25 protein-coding genes are annotated in these 24,924 nt (G+C 68.4%); 13 read left to right on the forward strand and 12 right to left on the reverse strand.

The genetic code is table 11. The annotated features are described in order from the left end of the window. Positions 1-148: 148 nt before the first annotated feature. The 4 genes from ACL9RL_RS03800 to ACL9RL_RS03815 all read right to left on the reverse strand — a co-directional run bounded on the left by ACL9RL_RS03800 (position 149) and on the right by ACL9RL_RS03815 (position 6,046). On the reverse strand, positions 149-973 hold the full coding sequence (locus tag ACL9RL_RS03800) for an alpha/beta fold hydrolase (RefSeq protein WP_422778883.1): 825 nt from the start codon (positions 971-973) through the stop codon (positions 149-151). A gap of 149 nt (positions 974-1,122) precedes the next feature. Then, positions 1,123-3,180: a DNA helicase RecQ gene (gene recQ, locus ACL9RL_RS03805; protein WP_422778884.1), complete on the reverse strand. Its 2,058-nt coding sequence runs from the start codon at positions 3,178-3,180 to the stop codon at positions 1,123-1,125. Positions 3,181-3,314: 134 nt separating this feature from the next. Then, entirely contained in the window at positions 3,315-3,983 is a 669-nt protein-coding gene (locus tag ACL9RL_RS03810; protein ID WP_422778885.1) for a nucleoside/nucleotide kinase family protein, read from the reverse strand. 134 nt (positions 3,984-4,117) lie between these two features. Then, the gene (locus ACL9RL_RS03815; RefSeq protein WP_422779209.1) at positions 4,118-6,046 is read right to left on the reverse strand and encodes a cytochrome c biogenesis protein DipZ; all 1,929 of its coding nucleotides are present in this window, start codon (positions 6,044-6,046) and stop codon (positions 4,118-4,120) included. A gap of 470 nt (positions 6,047-6,516) precedes the next feature. Here ACL9RL_RS03815 and ACL9RL_RS03820 point away from each other — a divergent pair, with 470 nt between their 5' ends. The 3 genes from ACL9RL_RS03820 to ACL9RL_RS03830 all read left to right on the forward strand — a co-directional run bounded on the left by ACL9RL_RS03820 (position 6,517) and on the right by ACL9RL_RS03830 (position 10,069). Further along, positions 6,517-7,947 carry a hypothetical protein gene (locus ACL9RL_RS03820; RefSeq protein ID WP_422778886.1) on the forward strand — a complete coding sequence of 477 codons (1,431 nt, stop codon included), beginning with the start codon at positions 6,517-6,519 and terminating at the stop codon, positions 7,945-7,947. Between the two features lie 22 nt (positions 7,948-7,969). Continuing rightward, positions 7,970-8,971, forward strand: coding sequence for a hypothetical protein (locus tag ACL9RL_RS03825; RefSeq protein WP_422778887.1), 1,002 nt, complete (start codon positions 7,970-7,972; stop codon positions 8,969-8,971). A 441-nt stretch (positions 8,972-9,412) separates the two neighbouring features. Beyond that, a complete protein-coding gene (locus tag ACL9RL_RS03830; protein ID WP_422778888.1) occupies positions 9,413-10,069 on the forward strand; it encodes a fasciclin domain-containing protein in 657 nt (218 codons plus the stop codon). A gap of 260 nt (positions 10,070-10,329) precedes the next feature. Here ACL9RL_RS03830 and ACL9RL_RS03835 read toward each other — a convergent pair whose 3' ends face one another. The 4 genes from ACL9RL_RS03835 to ACL9RL_RS03850 form a co-directional block, all read right to left on the reverse strand. Continuing rightward, on the reverse strand, positions 10,330-10,965 hold the full coding sequence (locus tag ACL9RL_RS03835) for a copper resistance CopC family protein (RefSeq protein ID WP_422778889.1): 636 nt from the start codon (positions 10,963-10,965) through the stop codon (positions 10,330-10,332). Continuing rightward, complete coding sequence (locus tag ACL9RL_RS03840) at positions 10,962-11,876, reverse strand: YcnI family protein (protein WP_422778890.1); 915 nt, start codon at positions 11,874-11,876, stop codon at positions 10,962-10,964. The genes ACL9RL_RS03835 and ACL9RL_RS03840 overlap by 4 nt, the downstream gene beginning before the upstream one ends. Before the next feature lie 98 nt (positions 11,877-11,974). Next, on the reverse strand, positions 11,975-12,601 hold the full coding sequence (locus tag ACL9RL_RS03845; RefSeq protein ID WP_422778891.1) for a hypothetical protein: 627 nt from the start codon (positions 12,599-12,601) through the stop codon (positions 11,975-11,977). Positions 12,602-12,679: 78 nt separating this feature from the next. Next, a complete protein-coding gene (locus ACL9RL_RS03850; protein WP_422778892.1) occupies positions 12,680-13,099 on the reverse strand; it encodes a hypothetical protein in 420 nt (139 codons plus the stop codon). Positions 13,100-13,307: 208 nt separating this feature from the next. Here ACL9RL_RS03850 and ACL9RL_RS03855 point away from each other — a divergent pair, with 208 nt between their 5' ends. The 5 genes from ACL9RL_RS03855 (at position 13,308) to ACL9RL_RS03875 (ending at position 16,450) form a co-directional block, all read left to right on the forward strand. After that, on the forward strand, positions 13,308-13,784 hold the full coding sequence (locus tag ACL9RL_RS03855; RefSeq protein ID WP_422778893.1) for a hypothetical protein: 477 nt from the start codon (positions 13,308-13,310) through the stop codon (positions 13,782-13,784). Further along, positions 13,781-14,152: a hypothetical protein gene (locus tag ACL9RL_RS03860; RefSeq protein ID WP_422778894.1), complete on the forward strand. Its 372-nt coding sequence runs from the start codon at positions 13,781-13,783 to the stop codon at positions 14,150-14,152. The genes ACL9RL_RS03855 and ACL9RL_RS03860 overlap by 4 nt, the downstream gene beginning before the upstream one ends. After that, positions 14,149-15,561, forward strand: a complete 1,413-nt coding sequence (locus ACL9RL_RS03865; RefSeq protein ID WP_422778895.1) for a putative T7SS-secreted protein — start codon at positions 14,149-14,151, stop codon at positions 15,559-15,561. Before ACL9RL_RS03860 ends, ACL9RL_RS03865 begins: the two co-directional genes overlap by 4 nt. Then, a complete protein-coding gene (locus ACL9RL_RS03870; protein WP_422778896.1) occupies positions 15,558-15,950 on the forward strand; it encodes a DUF596 domain-containing protein in 393 nt (130 codons plus the stop codon). Before ACL9RL_RS03865 ends, ACL9RL_RS03870 begins: the two co-directional genes overlap by 4 nt. Before the next feature lie 107 nt (positions 15,951-16,057). After that, complete coding sequence (locus tag ACL9RL_RS03875) at positions 16,058-16,450, forward strand: hypothetical protein (RefSeq protein WP_422778897.1); 393 nt, start codon at positions 16,058-16,060, stop codon at positions 16,448-16,450. A gap of 58 nt (positions 16,451-16,508) precedes the next feature. On the opposite strand, the gene ACL9RL_RS03880 is transcribed toward ACL9RL_RS03875, so the two are convergent. Next, the gene (locus ACL9RL_RS03880) at positions 16,509-17,123 is read right to left on the reverse strand and encodes a DUF4304 domain-containing protein (RefSeq protein ID WP_422778898.1); all 615 of its coding nucleotides are present in this window, start codon (positions 17,121-17,123) and stop codon (positions 16,509-16,511) included. A 40-nt stretch (positions 17,124-17,163) separates the two neighbouring features. Further along, a complete protein-coding gene (locus tag ACL9RL_RS03885; RefSeq protein ID WP_422778899.1) occupies positions 17,164-18,432 on the reverse strand; it encodes an AI-2E family transporter in 1,269 nt (422 codons plus the stop codon). 227 nt (positions 18,433-18,659) lie between these two features. Here ACL9RL_RS03885 and ACL9RL_RS03890 point away from each other — a divergent pair, with 227 nt between their 5' ends. From ACL9RL_RS03890 to ACL9RL_RS03910, 5 genes are all read left to right on the forward strand, one after another. Beyond that, entirely contained in the window at positions 18,660-18,983 is a 324-nt protein-coding gene (locus ACL9RL_RS03890) for a GNAT family N-acetyltransferase (RefSeq protein WP_422778900.1), read from the forward strand. After that, positions 18,980-19,933 carry a pirin family protein gene (locus ACL9RL_RS03895; protein WP_422778901.1) on the forward strand — a complete coding sequence of 318 codons (954 nt, stop codon included), beginning with the start codon at positions 18,980-18,982 and terminating at the stop codon, positions 19,931-19,933. The genes ACL9RL_RS03890 and ACL9RL_RS03895 overlap by 4 nt, the downstream gene beginning before the upstream one ends. Positions 19,934-20,062: 129 nt before the next feature. Continuing rightward, complete coding sequence (locus ACL9RL_RS03900) at positions 20,063-20,719, forward strand: ECF transporter S component (protein WP_422778902.1); 657 nt, start codon at positions 20,063-20,065, stop codon at positions 20,717-20,719. A 40-nt stretch (positions 20,720-20,759) separates the two neighbouring features. Continuing rightward, the gene (locus ACL9RL_RS03905) at positions 20,760-22,736 is read left to right on the forward strand and encodes an ABC transporter ATP-binding protein (protein ID WP_422778903.1); all 1,977 of its coding nucleotides are present in this window, start codon (positions 20,760-20,762) and stop codon (positions 22,734-22,736) included. Next, entirely contained in the window at positions 22,733-23,575 is an 843-nt protein-coding gene (locus tag ACL9RL_RS03910) for an energy-coupling factor transporter transmembrane component T (protein WP_422778904.1), read from the forward strand. The genes ACL9RL_RS03905 and ACL9RL_RS03910 overlap by 4 nt, the downstream gene beginning before the upstream one ends. A gap of 7 nt (positions 23,576-23,582) precedes the next feature. Here ACL9RL_RS03910 and ACL9RL_RS03915 read toward each other — a convergent pair whose 3' ends face one another. Then, positions 23,583-24,257: a hypothetical protein gene (locus ACL9RL_RS03915; RefSeq protein WP_422778905.1), complete on the reverse strand. Its 675-nt coding sequence runs from the start codon at positions 24,255-24,257 to the stop codon at positions 23,583-23,585. Beyond that, positions 24,254-24,913, reverse strand: coding sequence for an RNA polymerase sigma factor (locus ACL9RL_RS03920; RefSeq protein WP_422778906.1), 660 nt, complete (start codon positions 24,911-24,913; stop codon positions 24,254-24,256). The genes ACL9RL_RS03915 and ACL9RL_RS03920 overlap by 4 nt, the downstream gene beginning before the upstream one ends. Positions 24,914-24,924: the final 11 nt, after the last annotated feature.

Below are 24,924 nucleotides of genomic sequence, written 5' to 3' on the forward strand. Positions count from 1 at the left end.
GCACAAGAGCGTCTCGGGCGTCGGGTTGCGTGATTGGACTTACCCCACATCCGTTTGCCCTTCGACAAGCTCAGGGACCGGCCACCCGGTCCCTGAGCCCGTCGAAGGCCCCCGGTCCCTGAGCTTGTCGAAGGGCCCACCCCAAGCCTCAGCCCACCATCACCCCGGACGCCACCACCCGATCCCGCACCCACAAACGCACCGTCCGCCCGAACAGCTCAGGATCGTCGATGTTCCACATGTGCCCGACCCCTGGCGCCACCGCCGCGACTGCTCCGGGCATGACCGACGCGATCACCGTCGTCGAGCGGCGCGCGACGCGCGGTTCCTTTGCCCCTGCGAGGACGAGCGTCGGCACGTCCACGCTCTCCAGTCCCCGCAACGACACCCCCGAGAAGATCTCCTCGACGATGCGACGGTAGTCATCCGTCCGCATGGGCGGGCTCTCCGCCAGGTACTCGTCGCGGGCGCCGCCACGCAGGTTGAGCGCTCCGGCGGACAACCGGTGGAACAACGCGGTACCTGCGAGCGGCGCGAACGCCCACTGCATCCATCTGATCGTCCGGTTCACCGGAATCGCGACCATGCCCGTCAACACGGCGGAACGGACGAGTTCCGGCCGTGTCGCGAGCAGGCGGAGCCCGACGTCGGCGCCCATCGACAGGCCGACGATGTGCGCCCGACCGCCGATCGCGAGCCGCTCGATCAGCTCGGCGACGAGCGCCGCCGTCGCGTCGAGCGATTCCCACGGCAGCGCGAAACTCCGGCCGGACCCCGGGGAGTCGATGGCGATGCGGTGGTACTCGGGGAGGTCCGCGATCTGGCGGTCCCACATGCGTCTGGTGACGCCGGCGCCGGGCAGGAAGACGATCGTGGACGGCTGATCAGGGCCGCCTGCGGGATGACCGGCGGCGGCTGGCGCGAACTCCGCGTATCCGAGTGTCACGGTGGGCCGTCGATCATCAGCGGTCATGCGGCAACCCTAGCCGGAGGCCGTTCGCTTCGGGCACTTCGACAAGCTCAGTGACCACCCCACCGGTCCCTGAGCCTGTCGAAGGGCCCCGGTCCCTGAGCCTGTCGAAGGGTCCACCCCGGCACAGCCGACGCCACACCCCGAACGACTCAACCGCCGACGTGCGCCGCAACTGCCTCGATAAGCGCCTCGCCGTACGACTCCAGCTTCTTCGCACCGATACCCGTGATGCCGTCGAGCTCCGCGAGCGACGCGGGCTTCGTCGTCGCGACCTCGCGCAGCGTCGCATCACCGAACACGATGTACGCGGGCACGCCCAGCTCCTTGGCCGTCGCGGCACGCCACGCACGCAGCCGCTCGAACAGTTCCGCGGCAGCCGGCTCGAGCGCCGCGTTGGCTGACGAACCGCCCGACCGCGACGAACGGGACGACGAGGACCTCGCAGCACGCTCCGGCTCACGACGCATCGCGACCGGTCTCGCACCGCTCAGCACCTCTGCGCTGGCCTCGGTGAGCCCAAGTGTGCCGTACTCGCCCTGCGTTGCCAGCAGGTCGCGCGCCAACAGTTGACGGACGACGCCTCGCCACTCCTGCTCGCTCAGGTCCTCGCCGATGCCGAAGGTTGCCAGTTCGTCGTGGCGCTGCTGAGCGACCCGGTCCGTGCGCTTGCCACGCAGGATGTCGATGATCTGCCCGGCGCCGAACGACTGGTTGCGCTCCCGCTTCAACCGCACGACGGTGGAGAGCAGCTTCTGCGCCGGGATGGTGCCGTCCCAGGTGACGGGCGGTTCGAGGCAGGTGTCGCAGTTGCCGCATCGTTCCGACGCCTGCCCGAAGTAGCGGAGCAGGTTGACGCGACGGCAGTCGACGGTCTCGCACAGCGCGAGCATGGCGTCGAGGTGCGCGCTCATGTTGCGCTGGTGCGCGAGGTCGCCGGCGGACTCCGCGATCATGCGCCGTTGCTGCACGACGTCCTGCAGCCCGTAGGCGAGCCACGTGACGGACGGTTCTCCGTCTCGACCGGCACGCCCGGTCTCCTGGTAGTAGCCCTCGACGCTCTTGGGGAGGTCGATGTGCGCCACGAAGCGCACATCCGGCTTGTCGATGCCCATGCCGAACGCGATCGTCGCGACGACCACAACACCGTCCTCACGCAGGAATCTCGACTGCGCCGCGGCGCGAACCCTGGCGTCGAGACCCGCGTGATACGGAACGGCGTCGATCCCGTTGCTCTGCAGCAGTTGCGCCGTAGCCTCGACCGTCTTGCGGCTGAGGGCGTAGACGATGCCGGCGGTGCCGACCGGCTGCTCCTTGATGAAGGCGACGAGCTGCTTGCGCACCTCGTTCTTCGGCACGATCCGGTACTGGATGTTCGGTCGGTCGAAGCTCGACACGAAGTGCTTCGCCGTGTCGAGGTGGAGGCGTTCGGTGATCTCGCGGTGCGTCGCATCGGTCGCCGTGGCGGTCAGGGCGATGCGCGGCACGTCCGGCCAGCGTTCGGCGAGCTCGCCCAGCTGCAGGTAGTCGGGCCGGAAGTCGTGCCCCCACTGCGACACGCAGTGGGCTTCGTCGATGGCGAAGAGGGCGATGGTGCCCTGTTCGAGGAAACGGCGCGTCGCCTCGGAACTCAGCCGCTCCGGGGCGACGTAGAGGAGGTCGAGTTCCCCGGACAGGTACGCCCGCTCGACGCGGTCCCGTTCCGCCGGATCCTGGGTGGAGTTGAGGAACGCAGCCCGGACGCCGACCGCGAGCAGCGCATCGACCTGATCCTGCATGAGTGCGATGAGCGGAGACACCACGATGCCGGTGCCCTCACGCAGGAGCGCGGGGATCTGGTAGCAGAGGCTCTTGCCGCCACCGGTGGGCATGAGCACGACCGCGTCGCCACCGCCGGCGAGTTGCTCGATGATCTGCTGCTGCTCGCCTCGGAACGAGTCGTACCCGAAGACGGTGTGGAGCGCCTCGGCCGCCGTCGCGAATTTCTGACCGGCCGCACGAACGGGTGCCGCTACCCGCGTCGGGGAGCCACTTCGACCGGGTGCGCCGATTCCCGGGCCGCCGCGCTGCGCGAATGCCCCATCTGGGAACGGCGCCTCCGCGAAGTCCGGCGGGACGTCATCGTACGGGATGTCGTCGAAGGGTGGAGCGTCGTCGAACGGGGCGTCCTCGTCACTCGGGATCCACTGCGGTTCGGCGCTCCAACTCATGCGTCGATCGTATCTGGCGGAGCTGACAGGGCTGGCCGTTCCGGAGAAGCTGTGGAAGGCATCGGCGGGTCCTGCGCCTGTGGAGGAAGCCCGGATGTGTACGCCCACGAGACCGTGTTCGGTGCAGCTCTGCGTCACCCGAGCGGATCGGCGATCTCCACCACGAGATCGGCCCGACCGGCGCTCGCCTCGATGAGTCGCGCATTCGGTTCGTCGACCTCGGCGGCCCACGCCTGCGCATCGGCCTCTGACCGCCCGAACAGCCGGTGTCGTGCGACGAGCCGTCCGATGCGCACCTCCTGCGGCACCCGGAGGAACCAGGCCTCGTCGAGCAGGGCCGCGGCATCGCTCCATCCGTCCCGGTCGAGCAGGAGGTAGTTCCCCTCCACGATCACGATGCGGGCGTCTGCGCCGATCCGCACGCTCCCCGCGATCGGTTCCTCGATCGACCGTTCGAAGCGCGGCGCGTACACGTCGGGACGTCCAGGCAGCCCTCCGTCGCGGATCCGTCGCAGCAGCGCCGTGAACCCGGCGGCGTCGAAGGTGTCCGGCGCCCCCTTCCGATCACTGCGACCGAGCGCATCCAGCTGCACCTGCGCGAGGTGGAATCCGTCCATCGGCACGAGGGCGACGGCATCGTCCACGCCGGTTCGGTCCCGCAGGGTAGCGACGAGCAGTTCCGCGAGCGTCGACTTCCCGGAACCGGGGGCGCCGACGATCCCGACGATCACCCGTCCGCCCGGCCGCTCAGCTGCGAGCCGTTCTACCCGGTCGACGAGTTCGGCAAGGGTCACATCGGTCATCGCCCCAGCTTGCCACGCCCCACGCGCCCGAAATGCTCCGCGTTCGGAGCTCTCTGAGTCGGAAGAACGAGCTGTGGGCCGGCTGCACTCTGCAACCGGCCCACTGCTCAGCCCCAGAACGGAGGCGTCCAGCTCTACCCGAAGGTGAACGAGTAGGCCTGCAGCCCCTTCGGCAGGGTGACCTCGATCGTCCCGGAGCCGCTCGACTTCGTCTTCAACAGCTCGTAGGAGTTCGGCGTGCCCGACACCTCGATCGGCTTCTGCGCCTTGCCGTTGACCGTGTAGTTCACCGTGCCCGTCCCTGCGAGGACCATCCGGACCTCGTTGCCGGTGTATTCGAGCCTGATCTTGGCCGTGTCATCGGTCGGTGTGACGTACTGCGTCTGCAGATCCCACGCCCCGTCGAGTGCGAAGGAGTCCTTCGCCTGGCTCTTCGGGAGGGTGAAGTCCTTCGTCGCGGCGGAGTACTTCTCAGCGCCGGAGTAGTTCACGACCTTCGTGGTTCCGAGGTACGTCTCCGGTGTCGTCGTCCCGGCTGTCGGGGTGTCGTCGGCGATCTCGGTCGCCGCCGGCAGGTTCGTGCCCGGCTTCGCATCGTCCAGCAGCTGACGGATGAGCTGCTCGGTGGTCGCGTATCCGCCCTCACCGAACTGCACCTGGCGGACCGTCCCCGATGCATCGATCAGGTAGTGCGCCGGCCAGTAGCGGTTGCGGTAGTTGGTCCAGGTGGAGAGGGAGTTGTCGATGGCGACGGGGTACTTGATCCCGAATCCCTCGGCCCCGGCCTTCACATTGGCGGGTTCCTTCTCGAACGCGTACTCCGGGGAGTGCACGCCGATGACTTCCAGCCCGTCCTTCTTGTACGTGTTGTACCAAGCGGTGATGTGGGGCAGCGACCGCTGGCAGTTGATGCAGGAGTACGCCCAGAAGTCGATCAGGACGACCTTGCCCTTGAGGGACTTGAGGTCGATCACCTCGTTGCCGGGCGTGTTGAACCACTCCGTGATGCCCGTGAGGCTCGGTGCCGTTCCACAGCTCTGCAGGGTCGGCGAACCGTTCGTGCACTTGCTGAGGTCCTTGTTCTCGTTGTTCACGAGCCCGCCGAGGTCGAGTGCCTTCGAGACCTGCTCGGAGGAGTTGAACTGCTCCTGGATGCCGGCCGTGTAGTCGGGCAGCAGGCGCTGGAGCGCCGCGGGGAGGTTGAAGACGAGGCCGATGGCGAGGGCCACCATGAGGATGCCGCCCGTCATGCGGATGCCGCGCTGGTGCTTGCGGAAGGTGCGGACGCGTTCTGCGACACGTCGGCCGGCGAGCGCGAAGATGAGCAGCGGGATGGCGGCGCCGAGCGCGAACGTGACGGTCAGGACGATCGTCTCCGGACCGATGCGGCCGGTGGAGCCGGCGACCGTGATCGCCGCGAGCACGGGACCAGCGCACGGTACGTACACGGCGCCGAGGCCGACGCCGAGCAGGAATCCGCTGCCTTCCGTGCCGACGTTGCGCTGCGGGATCCAGGAGAACGGCTTCTCCAGGATGTGCTCGAAGGCAGGGAAGATGAGGCCGGCGCCGATGAGCAGGAGCACGATGATGCCCGCGTAACGGAGCACGTCCTGCGGCAGTCCGAGCAGCGCGAGGATGAGGGACCCGACGAGTGTGAAGAGGCTGAAGCTGACCACGAGGCCGAGGATCACGAGGTAGGGGCGCCAGCGCGAGGCCAGCTGGGGTTCTGCGGCAGCGGTCGAACTGCTCGACGCGGCCGAGCCGGTCGAACCTGCTGCATCGGTCGCGGTCGCGACGGCGGTCGCCGTGCCTCCGCCGACTGCTGCCGAGGTCGTGCCCGCTGTCGATCCGGCGGCGCCTGCTGCTGCGACTCCCGCCGCATCGGCAGCGGCTGCACCGTTCCGGTCGGCCTTCCGTTGCGCACGCTTGGACAGGTTGGTCTTGTCCCCGCGGGCGCTCTGGGCGCCTCCGGAGAAGAAGATGACTGGGAGCACGGGGAGGATGCACGGCGAGATGCCCGTGATGAGTCCCCCCAGGAACCCGATGATGGCGAGGGTGAGCACTGTGTCCTCCGTCTGTGGTGCCGCGATGCCGATGGCGTGACGCCGACCCGGCGGGTGCACCGGGGCTGCGTTTCGCTGGCTCCGGCTGATGTGGTGTTCGGCGCGGAGGCCCGATCCGTTTGGACGGTGTTCTGTTCGCAATTCAGGAGACGTGCGGCGCGTCGGGCCGTACGACGCGGTTTTCCGGGCGACACGCCGGGGCCCTCCTGAGTTGTGAACACCGCATGTGGACGCACGCGTATCGGGTACCGCACTGCTCATCAAACCTCCTGGTACGCTCAGTTGGCTACGCCACGACCACACCGTTCTTTGGGGGAGATTTGAGTCACGACGATCCGATGCAGCGGCCCGAGCCGCCAGCGCCGATGCAGCACCAGCCACCGCCCCAGCACCTGCCGCCCCAAGACATGCCCGCCCAGCCCCCGCCCGCCGGCCCTCCGCAAACTCCGCCACGGCAGCGCTCACCATTCGTGGCGATCCTCGCCGCGCGCAGCGGCCCGGCCGCGATCATCGCGGCCATCGCCATCGGCACGACCTTCGCCATCGCCTTCCTCGCGACGATGGTCACCTGCTTGACCATGGACACGCCGATCCCCGATCTCTCGCTCCTCGTCACGGCCCCCGTGCAGCTGCTCGGAGCTGCCGTCGGCGGCATCGCCACCGTCGCGGCCGTCATGGACGGACTGGGCACCGATGCGGTCTTCGGATTGTCCGCATTCTGGATGCCTGCCGGTCTCACCGCGACGCTCACCGCCGCCCTGTTCTGCGCAGCGGTGGTCGACGAGCGACGCGCGCCGTCGACTGTCCGCGCGCGATGGATCTCAAGCGCGCTGACCGGTCTCGTGCTCGCGATGGCGCTCCTCATCTCGACCGCGGTCGCGCGAGCGGTCGTGTCACCCGGCGGGTTCACCGTCGGCGCGACAACCGCCTCCTTCACCCTCGTGATCGGTTCGCTGCTCATCGGAACACTCGTCCCGTTCCTCGCACGGACGGTCGTCGCCGGCCGGGCGACCGGGCGCCCGCTCTCTGCAGCGGGTGGATCGATGATGCGCGCGTTCTGGCCGACCGTCACCGCGGCGTCGGTCTATGCGGTCGTCGGAATCTTCGTCGTCACGGTCGTCGGCAGCCTCGCGGCGCTCAGCAGCGGTACGCCGCCGAACGCACTCATCTCGGCCGTGCTCTGGGGTCCAACGGCCGCCTTCGCCGGCTTCGCACTGCTGAACTTCTCCGCCGTCACCGTCGGCATCACACCCGCCTCGGTCCTCACCGGCAACACAACCACCTGGTTGCCGACGTCCGCGTCGCCCTGGGTGAGCGTTCTCGCCCTCATCCTGCTCGTGGTCCTGGTCGTCTCATCGAGCCTCCTGCTGATGCTCCGCCGACCGATCTCGGCGACGACGGTGCCGAGCTGGTTCGTCACCGTTGGTGTCTTCGCCGGGCTCGGTGTCGCCGTGTCCGTCTTCGGGAGCATCACCGGTCAACTCGCTCCGTCACGAGTAGCGGGCCTCTTCGATTCATCGTTCGGATCGCAGACCACCTCACTGACGACCATCGGTGCCGCACCGTGGACGTTCCTCGTGTTCGCCGTGATCGGCGTCGCCGTCGAGGCGTCGGCCAGGTTCATCGCACCGACCATCGCGAGCGCGCTTCCTCCCCGGATGACGTCGATGCTCGCGTCCTTCGGGCGCTCCGTCCCGGTCAACAGCATCCCGGCGCCGGTCGCCGACGCGCTCCCCCTCAACGAAACGACACCCACCGCCATGACTTCTGCACCAGACGCAACACCGTCGAATCCAGCCGCGAGCGTCCCAACCGCGCACGCGGAGGCGGCTAACGCCGCCGGTCCGCTCCGATCGACCGGCGAGGTCCCGCCACTCCAGCCTGCCCCCCCGGACCGATGACGCAGCGCCCGTCATCCTGCCGATGTCATCTGAGAAGAAGAAGCGGCTCATCACGGCGGTTGTGATCGCCGGAGGGTCGCTCGCGGTCATCGCCATCGCAGCCGTCACTCTCAGCATCGTCAACGCGCAGGTCTTCAGTCCTCAGCAACGCGTCAGTGCGTACCTCGACGATGTCATCGCCGGCGAGGCGAGCGCCGCCCTGGACAGCGCCGATGTCAACGCCAGGCGCTCGGATCGGGTCCTGCTGACGGATGAGATCCTGCGGGCGACTGAATCCGGGATCACGGGCTACACGATCGTGTCCTCCACGGTCACGAACGGAAGCGCCCAGGTCATCGTGGACATCGACCAGGATGGCGAGACGCACGACTCCGTCTACTACCTGTCCTCCACCGGGAAGAGCTGGCTCGTCTTCGACCAATGGCGACTCGACAACCCGCAACTCCCGAAGATGCTGCTCACGGTACCGACGAGCATCGACGAGATCGAGGTCAACGGCGCAGCTGTCGACCTCGATGATGTGACCCGCGACGAATTCGGAACCGTGGAACTCCCGCTCTTCCCCGGCGACTATGAGGTGCGCATCCCCAAGGACTCCGAGTGGTTCAGCGGAACAACGGGCACTGTTCGCGCGGACGTGAGCGGCCTCGCGATCGGCAAGATCGAGCTGACGCCGACGAAGGAACTGTCCGCAGAGGTCGATCAGCAGGTCGGCGAGCTCCTCGCCGCATGCGCGGCTCAGGCGGTGTTGCGGCCGACGGGTTGCCCGTTCCAGTCGTTCGCATTCAGCGAGGTGAGCGACGTCTCGTGGACGATCGGTGCACAACCCACCATCACGATCGAGTACGAACCGTATTCATCGAGCTGGACGATGCGGTCGGAAGCGGACGGGCAGGCGACGGTGACCTACAACTCGCTCAGTTCATTCAGCGGCGGCCCCAAGTCGGACACCGATCCGTTCCGGGTGTCGGGAACGATCACGTTCGAGAAGGGCGACCCTGTGGTGAAGCTCTCCAAGTGGTGAGCTGTGGCGTGGACTTCGCCGGGGCGGCCTGACACGACCAGCTCCCCGTCGACTCCGACGGTCCTGCACTGCCCCGTCCCAACCAGCCCGGACCCACACCGAACGCCGCGGCGGCGATCTCCTCGCCCGCCGCGGCGTTTCGCGTACCCGCCCTGTTCGCAATTCAGGAGCGCCCTCGGCGTGTCGCCTGCAAGCACCCGAATGCGGGTCGACACGCCCGGGCACTCCTGAATTGCGAACCGGGATTCCGCGTGTTCGCAGGGATTCTGCACAAATCGGGAATGAATTCCGACGAATTCCAAACCGGCAGGTGTGGGGCTCCGAAGGTGTCTGTGAGGGTCGCCTCCCGGGAAACATCCCGAAGCACCACGGAGGCAACGAATCATCGCCTCACAGTTCACCACCGCACCACCACAGCTTCATTCATCAAAGGAGAATCACATGCGCATCAACAAACGGCACACCGTTGCAGCACTCGCGATTGCAGCGATCGCCACGTTCGGACTCGCAGCATGTTCGAGCGGCTCCAGCTCCGACAGCGCCGCAACCAGCGCCCCGAAGACCTCTGAGTCGTCCGCCCCGGCCATGACGGCCGACCCGGCAGCCGACCTCGTCGGCCCCGGTTGCGCCGCATACGCAGCTCAGGTGCCGTCCGGCCCCGGTTCCGTCGTCGGCATGTCGACCGACCCGGTCGCCGTCGCAGCGTCGAACAACCCGCTCCTCACCACGCTGGTGGCTGCGGTGTCCGGCAAGCTGAACCCCGACGTCAACCTCGTCGACACGCTCAACGGCTCCGAGTTCACGGTCTTCGCACCGGTGGACGACGCCTTCAAGAAGATCGATGCAGCGACGATCGACTCCCTGAAGACGCCTGAGGGCGCGGCGACTCTGTCGAAGATCCTCACGTACCACGTGGTCCCCGGCCAGATCGCTCCTGATGCCATCGACGGCACCAAGACCACGGTCGAGGGTGGAACGCTCGACATCAAGGGCAGCGGAGACGACATCACCGTCAACGGTGCGAAGGTCATCTGCGGTGGCGTCCACACCGCCAACGCGACCGTCTACCTCATCGACTCGGTCCTGATGCCTCAGTAATCGCATCCGCTTCACGCAGAACGCCCGTCATCCTTCTGGATGGCGGGCGTTCTGCTGTTCTGCTCTGTCCTGCGGTCCTGCCGGCCTCCCCCGCCATCCCCGACCCTGCCCGCGAACTGTCACTCGTGGCTGTTCTCGGAGTGCCAGAGCAGCCACTGCTGACAGCTCGCGAGCTGTCAGCAGTGGCGGTTCTGGGCGGCCTATTCCAGCCACGAGTGACAGTTCGCGAGCTTGGGGGAAGACGAACGGACGACGGACGACTACGCCTTGCGACGCGTCACGAACAGGAGCGCGATGCCTGCCAGCACCACGATCGCGATCGCACCGACGATCCACCAGACGTCACCGCTCGGCGCCGAAGACGCGGAGGCGGAGGACGACGGCTCATCGCTCGCAGCGGGCGCCGGCTCCACAACGGCTCCGGCCTTGGCACACGGCGGCGTCGAAACACCCGTCGCGAGCTCCTGCCCGACGGCCGGCGCCCACGTGAACGTGTAGCTGCCGGACAGCGGGTGCCCGTCGGTCGACACGAGCTGCCACGTCACCGTGTACACGCCCGGCTGCCCGAACTGCACGGGCATCACGAGCGCCGGACCGTTGACGGCGGCGCACGCAGTTCCGTAGTAGAGCTTCTCCGTCCCTGGCCCGCTCACCTGGATCTGGTTCGCGTTGCCGGCTTCGCCGAGGTCGAGCAGATTGTCATTCGTGGTGATGACGATCTGCCCGGGCTGCTCGGTGACCGTGCTGTCCTTCTCCGGGGTGGTCGACAGGATCGTGTTGTGCGCGGAGGCAGGTGCGGCCACCCCGCCGACGACGATCCCCGCGACCACGGGAACGGCGATGAGGGCGGCCGCCATCGCGACGACCGCCGTCCGGAATCGCTGCGTCACAGTCATTCGCCGCCCTTGTTCGTGTTGTCGGAGTCGGTCGTGCCAGAGGTCGTACTCGTGCCGGAGGTGCCACCCGATGCACCAGCGCCGGCTCCAGCCGCCGCACCGCGTCCACGGCGGGCGGATACGGCGACGACGATGCCGACGGCGCCGAGCGCGAGCCCAGCGATGCCGAGGACCCGACCGAGGACGTCGACCGATGCTCCGGTGGACGTCGCAGCGTCGTCGTGCGCTGCGGGGGTGGCGGAGTCGCCATCGCCGTCACCGTCGTCATCGCCGTGTCCGTGTCCGGAGGCCGCTGCCGCCGGTCCGACGGCGACCGTCGGTGCGGGCGATTCGAGCGACTCCGGGTCCTGCCCCTTCTTCGCGACCTGGTCCCACACCGTCTGTCCGACCTCGCACGTCTGCGTCACCGGGAACACGAGCGAGGTGTTCGCGGCGTCGGCCGGCAGCTGGACCTGGAACGAGACGGTGTCGCGGTAGCCGTCGGCGAGCGGGGTCTTCGCCGTGTAGACGACGGTGCCGACGCGCTCGGCGAGCTGGTTGCCGTGCGCATCGGTCACGGGCTTCGCGAGCGGGACCAGGTTCTTGGCGATGTCCCAGTTGGCGTCCACCGTCGGGGTGACCGCGTTGATCTCCTCCGGGATCTGGAAGGTGAGGCTCGTGGTGGGCGAGCCCTCGCAGCCGTGGCCAACCGCGAAGGTCAGGACGGCGTAGGAACCGGCAGCGCCGCTGGACGGGTCGACGCTCACGTGAGCGCTCGCGGCGAGCGGCGCGCCGACGGCGAGCAGCGCTCCGCCCCCGAGTGCGGCGAAGGCGATCGCGCCGTTGCGGATCTTGCCGGCGCGTGCAGAACGGCCTGAGGCGGCGGGCGCAGCGGAAGCGGGGACGGCGTTGTTGGACGTGTTGGTGTTCATCTGTGGTCGTTCCTGTCGACATGGTCCGTCGGGAGGCGGCATCGTGCGGCCCCGAGGGACGGGAAAAGGGGAATGTGGTGCTGTTGGTGCGCTGGCCGTCAGACGGCTGCGGACAGCATCGGGGGTCCCCGGTGTCGCAGGTGGAGCAGGATGACGCCCATCCGGCGGGGGCGCGAGTTGGTGCGCGCCCAGCGGACGGAGCGGGGCGATGGGATGAGTGCTGGAGCGGACATCGCGAGCGCCGGCAGGACGCGGACGCGGAGGGCGGCGACTGCCGCGCGCATCCAGCGCTCCGCGAAGAGGATCGCGGCGATCGTCACGACGGCGGCGCCGATGTGGGCGAACCACATGCCCGTCGACCCGTGGACGTGGGCCGCAGATGCGCCGGCACCGTGGACGACCTGCATCTGGATGACCCCGCCGTGGTGGTGCGCGCCCTGGACGATGCCGGAGGACACGACCGACGCGGACGTCGATCCGGGCGAGATGCTGAACAGGCCGTGGTAGCCGAGCTGACTGATCAGGACGGACAGGGCGATGCCGGCGCGGTTCACCCGACGGCCGGCGAGGGCGATGCAGACGAGCACGGCGAAGGTGAAGCCGACCACGAGGACGAACCCGGACGGGGCGATGGCCCCGCCGATCGTGTGCGAGAGCGCGGCGGCGAAGGTCGCGAATGCGGCAGCGGCGGACCCGCGGGCGACTCGTGCCCACCGTTCGCTCATGCTGCCCTCCGGACCTGACTCGACGTGTGCTCTCAGGCTACCCGACGGTTGGGCGGTTCTTGCGATGCGGCGAGCGCTTCACGAGGGGATGAACAGCAGCACGATGCCGGCGATGAAGGACACTGCGCCGACCCCGGCCGTGATCGAGAACAGCAGGCGGAGGGCCCGCGTGCGGTCGGCGCGGCGTCGGAATCGCGCGTTCGAGGGTTTCCGGTCCGAGTAGAAGACGACGGCCTCGTCCGGGTTCCGGAGCGCCGCGTACTCCTCGTCGGTGACGGGCCGCGAGAAGAGTTCGCTGCCCTCGGTCATCCATCTGACCTCACGCGTGGCCGAGCCATCTTCCGCCACCGTCCCGTCGACGATGACCGCGTGCGTCTCGACCCAGGTGCCGTCGGCGGCACGGACGATGAGGAGGATAACGAGCACCACGGCGGCGCAGCCGAAGCCGATCCAGGTGAAGACCTCGAGGATGAGCCCGATCAGGTCGTGGATGTCCACATCGCCATGCTACTGGCGCGGCGCCCCCTGAGGCGTGCGACAGGCGTCGTCGTCCAGCAGGCGTCCCGCGCGACACCCGACCACGGCAACACCTGTCGGTTCATGAATATGCCATATGTGTATATGTTTAATGGCCAACAGTGGAACGGGGGGTCGTGTGTCTGAAGCGTCGAGGACTGGGGCGGGATCGCCGTTCCGGATCGACCCGGTGTCATCCATCGAAGCGCCCGTCTCATCACCGCCATCGGTCGCTCCGCTCGAGCTCTTGTGTCTGGCTGTGCTGGGCGGCCTGGTCACGGTGCCGGAGTTCTGGGAGGCGTTCTCCGGGTGCCGTGTTGTGATGCCGGCGCCGCCGTATCAGGGGATGGCGCTCCTGCGGTCCTCCGACGGCCGGTGGATGGGCGTCGCAGCGTCCAGTCCGGAACGGTTGGGTGCGTTCATCCGGCGGGATGTGAGCTGGGTCGAGCTGACCGGTGCGGAACTGCTGGCGCTCCCGGTGTTGCCGCGGGTGCTGATGCTCGAACCGGGGTGCGCGCATCAGTTGGCGGTGGACCTCCGGGCAGAAGGGGCCGCCCCGTCGATCCTGACCAGGGGGCAGGCAGGGCCGCGACTCATCGGAATCGAGCAGGGGTCCGGCGGAGGGCTCCATGGAGTGATCGTTCAGCGTGCCGAAGGTGCCGCGTGAGCCGGTTCACGGTCGACGCGTCCGTTCTCGCCGACGCCGCCGCGGTGGCCGCCGAACTCGGAACGTGGAAGATCGCGACCGGTCTCTCCGATCTCCCCACCGGGTCAGAGCAGCTCGGACACGCAGGTCTCGCCGATGCGCTCGCGACGTTCCGGTCGAGGTGGGAGACGGGCGCATCGGAACTCGTCGAGGACGTCCGCACCGTCGGCGCATCACTCGCCGGTGCCGCTGCGGAGTACAACCGGTTGGATGACGCGGTCGGGTCGATGCTCACCGCGCCGCCGCGGGAGCCGTCACCGTGGCGGGTCGGGCCGCCACTGGGCGGTCCTGCGCCGGGCGGTTCCGCGCCGCGCGGTGGTGGCCGGTGACCGGGTGGTGGGGTGGCGCCCCCGGCCTCGCAGACACCCTCGCCCCTGACGCGCTGCTCCCCGGGGACCTTGGAGCGATCGACCGCGGACTCGAAGCATTCGAGCAGACGATGCAGGAGTGTTCCGCGGTCGCGGAGGCGCTCGGGAGGATCACGGTCGGCGAATGGACCGGTCCAGCTGCGGATGACTTCCGGACGGAGTTCTCCGGCATGCCTCAGGCCTGGGTCGATGCGAGCGCGGCAATGGCGCGCGCCCACACGACCCTCGACGACTACCGCAGCGCGTTCAACCGTTGCCGGGCAACAGTGGACGAGGCGATCGGCCGGTGGAAGCAGGGCGAGTGGCTGACCGAGCAGGCGATGGTGGACCATCAGGCGCAGCATCAGTGCGCCGTCGATGCGAACCCGGCGGCATTCATCGGCGCGATCATCCCCGTGCTTCCGTTCGACCCAGGCGCCCGCGCCCGCGCGGAGGCGGAAGCCGACCTCGAATCGGCGAGGCGATATCTCGTCGTTGCCGGTGACGACGCCGCCGAAGCGATCCGCGCCTGGGCGGCCTCGGCGCCTGAGCAGCCGTTCTGGGAGGGGTTCTGGGACGTCGCCGGCAAGGTCGCGGTCTTCCCGGGGGAGTTCGTCGAGGGATTCCTGCTCTCCGGATGGGACACACTCGCCGGGGTCTGGGAGTTCTCCCCCGTCAGTCATCTCATCCGGCTCGTCGCCGAAGGCCCTGCCGCCGAGTGGGAACACCTCCAGGAGGTCGGTAGCGGGTTCGCTGCAACGGCCGGAGCCCTCGCGAGTGATCCGTTCGGCACAGCCGGGGCCATCGTCGATGAACTCTTCGGCCTCTACGACTGGTCTGAACATCCTGGCCGCGTCGTCGGACGCTTCGCATTCTCGGGCGCAGGCCTGCTCGCTGGAGGCGGCGGACTCGCCGGCACCGCGGGCTCGGGTGCCGGCAGGCTCGGCCCCATCGCCGGCGCTACCGCCCGCGGCCTCGACGACATCCCGAAGATCCCCGCGCCGATCCCCGTCACCGGCACCCTCCCCATCGATCGCATCGAGCGGCTCTTCGCGAAGGGCGACGCGGCAGCGCCGTTGAGCGTCGGCGGGAAAGAAGTGCTCTCGACCCCCAACAAGACGGGTTCGACACGGCTCTACGACACCGCTGACATCCCCGACGCTGAACTCGCCACCGAAGCACGACGCATCGCCACCGAATTCGCCGGAGGCAAAGAACTCACCCCAACGAGTGATCCACAAGTGTGGAACGTCAAGCTCGACGACGGCAGCAAGGTCAACCTCCGCTCAAAATCGACATCCGGAGTGTCACGATGGACCATCGACATCATCAACCACGACTTCACCTCACAAGGTTTTCCGAAGAACAGACTGGAGATCAAGCTCGAATGAAGCATTCAGGATCAGTGCTTACAAGTCAGCAGCTCGAGGAAATCGCCGGAGGAAGTGAATGGCAGGAGCTTGACTCCGTTTGGCAAGAGTTCGGTGTGCCCATCGAATATCGCAGTATCAGCCACGACCTCGTTTCATTCGAAGAACGTCGAGAAGGATTCCTCTGGGCGCTGACCCGTTTTCTTGAGAACGGGCACATCCGCTTGCTGCGGTGGTCCGACAAGTCACTCGTCACGGGGACACCCGAAGAACAAGTCGACATCATCCGGCGAGCGTTCCCCTATAACGACGAGGACCTGGACGATGGGGTCTGGTTCTTGACCGACGCGAGCCAGGTCGGAGTCCTCTGGGAATGGCCGGGCCGAGACCCCAAACCCTTCGTCGACTAGCCACGATGCCGGGCTGAACGCTTCGACAAGCTCAGCGACCGGGCTCCGACGCTCGACAACGCACCCTCGGACGAGTGTCGACCCAAAGAGTTGGAGATCAAACTCGAATGAACTTCCAGAATCCGCCGCTTTCAGCTGAGCAGCTCTTGTACATCGCGGAAGGAGCTGAGTGGCAGGAGCTCGACTCGGTGTGGCTGTACTTCAAACAACCATTTGGATACTCATATCTTCCACACAAACTCGAATCATTCTCCGAACGGCGAGAGGGGTTTCTATGGGCGCTGACTCATTTCCTCGAACATGGACAGATGCGACTGCTGTGGTGGTCCGACGCGTCTCTCGTCACGGGCACGCCCGACGAACAAGTCGACATCATCCGCCAAGCGTTCCCAACGAACGACGATGGCATGGACGACGGCCGCTGGTTCTTCTCCCTCGAGAGCCAGGTCGGCGTGATCTGGGAATGGCCGGGCCGCGACCCGAAACCCTTCGTCGACTAGCTAGCCACGGCGCCGGGCTGAATGCTTCGACGTCGCCAAGCTCCTGACGCGGCGCCCCTCAGGCGATGGCGTCCAGCACCACGCCGTGGCGGGCCGCTGTCCGTTCGAACTGCGCGAACAGTCGCGGCCACCGGTCCTCCGCCCCGAACTGGGCGCGGGCAGCGGCGATCTGCCCGTCGACCGCCGCTGTGTCGCCGGTGACGAGTGACCACGCGAACAGGTCGACGTTCAACGGGCCTCGCGTGCGCAACGCGTCAGCGAGCGCATCGGCGGTGACGATCTCGGCGAGATGCGCATCGACTCGGCGCAGTGCCGTCTCAAGAGCCGGATTGAGGTCGGCGTCCTCCCACTCCTCGAGGTCGACCCACTGAGACGGCCAGTGCGCGACGGACTCGAACCGACGCGTATACGGCGGGGTGGCCTTGGTCGGATCTGCGGGCACCGTGTGACCGATCGCGCGGGCGAATGCGGGGACGAACGCCGACAGCTCCACGTAGAAGCGCAGGTGGTTCGCCGTGTTGCCCTGACTGCGCTGGAGCACGATCCGGTGCACCGCCGCGTCGGTCGCTCGTGTCCAAACGAGTTGTTTCTTGCGGTATCCGAGTGGCTTCAACGTCGTCGTGACCACCTCGGACACCAGAGAATCGAATCGCTCTTCGAGATGTGTGCTCATCGCGTCGAGTGTATCGATTCGTCGCGTGACCCGGCGCGGATCAGACGGTCTCCGGCCGCTTCTGCCTCGCGGGCTCCGCAGGATCGTTCGGGCCGTTCCACACGGACACGATGCCCCAGGCGACGGCAGCGATCGGCACGGACAGGACCGCGCCGACGATTCCGCCGAGGATCGTGCCGGCCGTCAACGCGAGCAGCACAACGAGCGCATGCAGTTTGAGCGATCGCGCCATCACGACGGGCTGCAGGAAGTTGCCCTCCAATTGGTTCACGGCGATAACGACGATGATGACCACCAGTGCTGCGACCGGCCCGTTCGCGACGAGGGCGACGAGCGCGGCGAGGATCCCGGCGGCCGTCGCACCGACGAGCGGGATGAACGCCGTCAGGAACACGACCACGGCGAGCGGCAGCGCCAGGGGAACGCCGATGATCGCCAACGCGATCCCGATGCCGACGGCGTCGACCGCGGCGACGGTCGCCGTGCCGCGCACGTACCCGCCGAGGACGTCGACGGTCTTGTCGCCGATGCGGCGAGCGCGTTCGTAGCTCGCACCCGTGAAGGGACGCAGGAGGAACTCCCAGATCTTCGGGCCGTCCTTGAGGAAGAAGAACAGGACGACGACCATGAGGAACAGACCGGTGATGAAGCTCGCGGTCGCTGACACTCCGGCGAGCGCGCCGCTCCCGAACTGACTGCTCGTCAGGAACCCGACCGCCCAGTCCTTTGCGTCGTCGATCTGGTCGCTGCTGATCGAGAACGGGAGGTGCTGCACGTAGTCCTGCAGCGCATCGATGCCGTCGGCCGCTGAGGACACGAGGTCGTTCCACTGGCTCCGGACGGCCCACACGATGAGCCAGCCGACGCCGCCGAGGATGACGATGAGCGCGAGCAGCGCGATCCAGGTCGCGAGGATCGACGGCACGCCCTTGACCCGCATGAAGCGCACGAGCGGGTGGATCGCCGAGGCGAGGATGAGCGCGAGGACGAGCGGGATTATCACGAGCGAGAGCTGCGTCATCGCGAACACGATGATCGATGCGACGGCGACGATCGCGAGGATCTGCACACTCCGTGTGGCGACGACGCCGACGCGGTCGCCCCACATCGGCGCGCGTTGGCCGGTCGGTGCGGCGGAAGCGCCGCGAGCGGCTGCTGCGCCCCGTTCGACCGATTCGCGCGCCGCGGCGGACGCCGACGCGGCGGACTCGTCGGCTCGGTCGGTCTGTTCAGCGCGGCCGGCCTGCTCGGCGCGATCGGCCGCCGGCGTCGTCCGCTTGCCGCGCTTGATCCAGTCGAAGAGGCCCATCGGGTGTCCGTCCTGTCGTCGTTCGCGTCGCCTGGTTCGGCGCCGGTGCCCTCCAGACAAGCGGGTTCGGGCGTCCGAGTCCCGCCTCCACGCCGCCAAACCGGGTATCGACATCCGATCGACGCACGACCAGCGCACGATCGGTGCAGCATCACGACACGATCGACAACACAAGAGGTGCATCCGCACCCCGACGGAACTACCCTGAAGGCAGGGGAGGGACACCGATGAGCGACCAGGACGACGACCAGCCGGAACCTCGGGTGAGCCGCAACGACACGACGAACGAGTACGAGATCTGGATCGGCGACGTCAGGGCCGGGATCTGCGGCTACAAGCTGCGTCCGGGCCAGGTGCTCTTCACCCACACGGAGATCGATCCGGCCTTCGGCGGCCGCGGTCTCGGCGGTGTTCTCGCGGAGGCTTCGCTTGAGGACGTCGTGTCCCGCGGCCTCACGATCGTCCCCTACTGCCCGTTCGTGCAGTCGTATCTGCGGAAGCATCCGAGCTTCGAGGACCACGTCGACTGGCCGGCGGAGGCCGCGCGATGACCCGCCTCGACGCCGGCTCGGAGACGGAGCTCTGCCACGCGAGCGACGACACCGCAGGGACGCGTCTCCTGCAGTCCCGCGAGGTCCCGCTCGGCGGTGTGCGCGGGCTGAAGGTCCACCGGACGCTCCCCCAACGAGAACTGCCGATGATCGGCGCATGGTGTTTCCTCGACCGCTTCGACGAGGACGACGCCGTGATGCGCGTCCTCCCGCACCCGCACACCGGCCTCCAAACCGTCACCTGGCCGCTCGAAGGCGACATCCGCCATCGGGACAGCGTCGGCAGCGATGTCACGGTGCGGCCGGGCGAGCTCAACATCATGACGAGCGGATACGGCGTCTCCCACTCGGAGTTCTCGCTCGGCGAGCAGACGGCGCCGATGCACGGCCTCCAACTCTGGGTCGCGCTGCCCCGCGATGTCGCGGACACGGATCCGGCGTTCGAGCAGCACACGGAACTCCCCGTCTACGAGGCCGGCGGGCTTCGGGCGACCGTCCTCGTCGGCGCGCTCGGTGACGTCGATTCCCCGGCGCTCGTGCACACGCCGCTCCTCGGGGCCGATGTGACGCTCCGGCCCGACGCACGGGTCTCGGTCCCCGTCGATCCCGACTTCGAACACGGCGTCCTCGTCCTCTCCGGCAGCGTCACCGTCGGCGGGACCGAGCTCGAATCCGGACCGCTCCTCTACCTCGGGACCGGGCGCGATCACATCGAATTCGACTCGCTCGCCGGGGCACGATTCATCCTGCTCGGCGGGGTGCCGTTCGGCGAGGAGCTCGTGATGTGGTGGAATTTCGTCGCCAGAAGCCACGAGGAGATCGCGAGTGCGCGCGAGGACTGGGAGCGAGGGGCGGAGCGATTCGGGACCGTTGCCGGGCACGGGGCGGACCGCATCCCGGCTCCCCCGCTGCCGAATGTGCGGTTGACGCCGAGGCGCAGGGCGCTCTGACCGGCGCCGGGCGACTCCGGCGGGCGCGCACCGCCTGCGCATCCGCCTCGTACAGGACGTTTGCAGGATACGTCTCGCGCCGCAAAGGATAGGCTGGCCTCACCGCCAAAACCGTCCGAACGGAGCACCATGAACCGACTGAGCACCAGGCTTCTGCTCACCTGCGCCGCGATCGGTGTCGGCGGCGGTCTCGTCTTCGTCGTGAGCGGCTATGTCGGTGGCGCCATCTCCGCGACGGCGCCCGTGCTCTACGGCATCATCATCGGCGTGTACTTCCTGCCCGGCGTCGTCTCGCAGGCGCTCCTGCGCCGCGCGGGCGTCGCACTCATCACCGGCGTCACCGCCGGGCTCGTGTCCGCGGCGTTCAGCCCGCAGTGGTTCTTCCGGTACTTCGGCACCGGCCTCGCCATCGGCCTCCTGCAGGAGCTCCCGTTCGCCGTCACCCGCTTCCGCAACTGGAAGCCGTGGGTCTTCTACCTGGCCGCCGGTATCGCGGGTCTCGTCTTCGGTGGCAGCGTGCTCATCGTGCTCGGCATCAACCACTTCGCTCCGGCGGCGCAGATCGTCTACATCGCCCTGTTCGTGTTGAGCCCGATCGCGTTCACGGCGATCGGCCGCGGCGTCGCGGCGGCACTCGGGCGGGCCGGGGTCGGCCGCTCGTTGAGCTTGCCGGTCGACCGTCGACGGGCCACGACGGCCCCGACGGCCGCAGCCGCGGGCTCGGCCGCTTCCGCACCGCAGGCGGGCTCGACCGACGACGCCAGCCCGGCGGCCGGCGCCCGCTGAGCAGGAGCGTTCTGCTCACCAGCAGCGTCCGCCACCCCAGATGACCGATCCCCAGCCGCCACGCGCCATCGCGACGTCCATCGTCGACGTGCGGATCCGTCACGACGAACGGACCGTGTGGACGCCGGACGGTGTGTCGTTCGAGATCGCGGACGGCGAGGTCGTGCTGCTGCTCGGGCCGAGCGGGTCCGGGAAGTCGACGCTCGCACTCGCGGTCAACGGCCTCATCCCGCACGCCGTCCCGGCCGAGCTCGCCGGCACGGTCACGACGGGTGGACTCGATACCGCCGGCACCCCTGTCGCAACGCTCAGCGAACATGTGTCGATGGTGTTCCAGGACCCGGATTCGCAGATCGTGACGGGCACGCTCCTCGACGAGGTGTGCTTCGGGCCGGAGAACCAGTTGCTGCCGGTCGACGAGGTGCTCGCCCGAGCGGAACGCGCCCTGCGGCAGGTGGGGCTGTGGGAGCGCCGGACGGAGAACCCGGACCGGTTGTCGGGCGGCGGCCGGCAACGACTCGCGATCGCGTGTGCACTTGCGATGGGCAGTCGACTGTTCGTGCTGGACGAGCCGACGGCGAACCTCGACCCGGCCGGGATCGACGAGGTCTACGCCGTGCTCGGTGATCTCGTGCGCGAGCGGCGGCACGCCATCCTGCTCGTCGAGCACAACCTCGATGCGGCCATCGATCTCGTGGACCGGGTCGTGGTCCTCGACCGCTCCGGCAGGCTCGTCTTCGACGGCCCGACGAGGGAGGTCCTGCTCGGGCACCTCGACGATCTCCTCGCGATGGGGGTGTGGGTGCCGGTCGCGACGCTCGCCGGACTGCGGTTGCGTGATGCCGGCATCGCGCTGGATCCGCTGCCGCTCACCCCTGCAGAACTCACGGCCGCCCTGAACGCGCAGCCGTCCCTGCCACAGCCCACCCTCCCGGTCCCGGTCCCGGTCCCTGAGCCCGTCGAAGGGCCCACCCCCACAACCCCGCCGCCGGTCCCTGAGCCCGTCGAAGGGCCCTCCCCAGTCCCGACCCAAACCCCGGTCCCTGAGCTTGTCGAAGGGCCCACCCCCACCCCAGCCGTCTCCGTCCGCAACCTCTCCGTCACCCGCGGACGACGCGAGATCCTGCACGACGTCTCCCTCGACATCGCCCGCGGCGATTTCGTCGCGGTCATCGGCACGAACGGTGCGGGCAAGACGACACTCGTCCAGGCGATCGCCGGGGTCGTCGCGCCGCCGCGGGGACGCATCTCGGTCGGCGACCTCGATCCCGGCCGGAGCGATGTGCGGGCCCTGGCCGGCGCCATCGGATTCGTCTTCCAGAATCCTGAGCACCAGTTCATCACGCACACCGTGCATCACGAGTTGGCGCACGGCCTGCGGATCCGGGGCGTCGACGAGGCGGAGGTCGAGCGGCGAGTCGATGCGATGCTCACCCGGTTCGGTCTCGAATCGTTGCGGGATGTGCACCCCTTCCTCCTCTCCGGCGGGCAGAAGCGGCGGCTGTCGGTGGGCACGGCGCTCATCGCCGGTGCACCGGTGCTCGCGCTCGACGAGCCGACGTTCGGGCAGGACCGCGAGCGCGCGGTGGAGCTGCTCGCCCTCCTCGCCGAGCTCAACCGGCAGGGCACGACCGTCATCGTCGTGACGCACGACATGCAGCTCGTCGCCGACGATGCGTCCCACGTCGCCGTCCTCGACGACGGCAGGCTGCTCGCCTACGGGCGCACGGCCGACATCCTCGCCGATGACGAGCTGATCGCGCGCGCCGGTCTCCGGCTGCCGCCGCTCGCCAGGGCGATGCGGGGCGTCACCGACCCGCGGTGGCGAGCCGTCTCGCGCCTCCAGGACCTCCCATCGGCCCCTGCTCCCGTCGGGCCCCACCCGGTCCCTGAGCCTGTCGCGGCACCCCCGGTCCCTGAGCCTGTCGAAGGGCCCTCGGTCCCTGAGCCTGTCGAAGGGCCCTCGGTCCCTGAGCCTGTCGAAGGGCCCGACCCCGCATCCCCTGGTCCAGCATGACCGCCAACCAGACCCTCACGGACCCCTACGCCCGCCCGCTCCCGCACCCGCCCATCCGCTTCCTCTACCGGCTGAACCCGCTCTCGAAACTCGCAGCCCCCCTCCCCGCGATGCTCGCGCTCGTCTTCCTGCGTGACATCCGCACGCCGTTGCTGTTCATCGCGCTCGGTCTGGTGATCCTGCTCGTCGGGGCGAGTCTCACGAGGCGGATGATGCTTCTCGTGTTCGTCGGCCTGCCGGTCGTCGTCGCCGTGATGTCATTCAGTTTCGGCCTGTGGACCGATGCAGCGCACGTCGACCGTTCGGTCCTCCTGTTCCAGATCGGCGACTACCGGTTCTACCTCGGCGCGCTCCTCGTGGGTCTTGCGACAGCGCTCCGGCTCGCGAGTCTGCTCGTGCTGGCGTTCATCGGCGGGTTCACCACAACGGGGCCCGACTTCATCCGGTCGATGATCCAGCAGCTGCACGTGCCGTATCGCATCGGCTACACGGCGCTTGCGGCGTATCGTTTTGTGCCGCGGTTCGGGCATGAACTGGAGGTCATCCGGTCGGCGCACCGGGTCCGCGGCATGGCGGGTGGCCGGGGTCCCGTCGCCGGGGTGCGGCGCTACGCGGGGTACATCGTACCGTTGCTCGCCGGGGCGATCCGGCATGCTGAGCGGGTCGCGCTCGCGATGGATTCGCGGGCGTTCGGCGCCCATCCCGAGCGCACGGAGCGCACGCTCATCCCGTTCCGCACGCGCGACTGGGTGTTCCTCGCGCTGTTCTGGCTCGTGACGATCGGGCTGCTGTGGTGGTCGCTGGCCGGCGGGGCGTCGGTCGCAGGGCTCCCGGACTGAGTCGGCGTCAGCCGGCTTTCGGCTGCCCGAACGCCTGTGTGTAGACGTCGTGCAGTTCTGGCGATGCGATGCCGCTCAGCCCGCAGCTGAGGATCTGGCCGTCGGTCGCTGCGATGAGGTACCGCTCGCCTGTCTCGTAGTGCAGCGGACCGCCGTCGCTGATCTGCTCGTCGCCGGCCTGGGCGACGGTCACCGTGTCCGATGTCTCCCCCGCGAAGCGCTCCGTCACGTGCATCGTGACGGTGCCGTCGTCGATCGACGTGACCGTCGCTTGGAAGGCCAGCGTCGCCGCCCCCACGCGTTCGGCGTCGGGCGCGATGCATTTCGCCGCGATGCCGGAGGTCCCGGCCGTGAGGTGGGTGGCGCCTGGGCTCGAGGACACCACGACCGCGACGACGATGCCGGCTGCGACGAGCAGCCCGGCGCCCGCTGCGACGAGGGTGCGGGTGCGAGGGCGGGGTCGCCGTGCGGCAGTGGCGGGGGTCGAACTGGTGCTGGTGGCGCTCTTCACAATGGTTTCCTTCAGTCGGTCGGTCGCTTCGCGCGACAAGGGGTGGAGCGACGCCGCCGGGTCTGCGGTTCGCAGCCGCTGTGCCAGGTCGTCCTGGTCCGCGTCCGAGTGGCGGTTGTGGCGGTTGTGGCCGTCTTGGTGCTGGTGCTGGTTCCCATCCCGGTTCGTCATCGCTGCGCTCCCTTCTCCGTCGTCTCCGTCGTCTGCGTCGTCTGCGTCTGCGTCGTCCGCGTCTGCGTCGTCCGCGGCTCGTGTGCCGCTGCCGATACATGTCCGGAACCGTTTTCGAGCTTTCCGAGCCGCTCGCGAAGGCGGGCCTTCGCACGGTGGAGCCGGATCGAGACGGCGTTGGCGCTGGCTCCGAGCACGGTCGCGATCTCACCGATCGTGAGCTCGTCCCACGCCCAGAGGCGCAGGATCTCGGCGTCGGAGGGTCGGAGTCGTCGCAGCGCCTCTCCGACCATGTCCGTCCGGTCCGTCTCGGCCGATTCCTCCCCTGGACCCGAGACCCGCTCCTGCGGGGGATCCACGATCGCGATGCGCGCGACGAGCCGATCCCGACGCCGTGCGCCGCGCTCCGCATTCTGCAACTGGCGTCTCGCGATGCCGATGGCCCACGGGATCGCCGCATCGACGGGGACGACCGCGCTGCGCCGCCAGAGCACAACGAGCGTCTCGTTGAGGACTTCGTCCGCGGTGTGCGCGTCGGTGCGTCTGGCGAGGAACCGCCGGAGCGGTTCGAGGACCTCGGCGACGATCCGGTCGAAGACGGAGTCGTCCGCCGAGTTGTCGTCTGCGTCGTCGTCTGCTGGTTGCTCAGGATTCACGGGGATGCCCA

It is taken from the genome of Plantibacter sp. Mn2098 (assembly GCF_049319745.1).
In the GTDB taxonomy this organism is placed as follows: domain Bacteria; phylum Actinomycetota; class Actinomycetes; order Actinomycetales; family Microbacteriaceae; genus Plantibacter.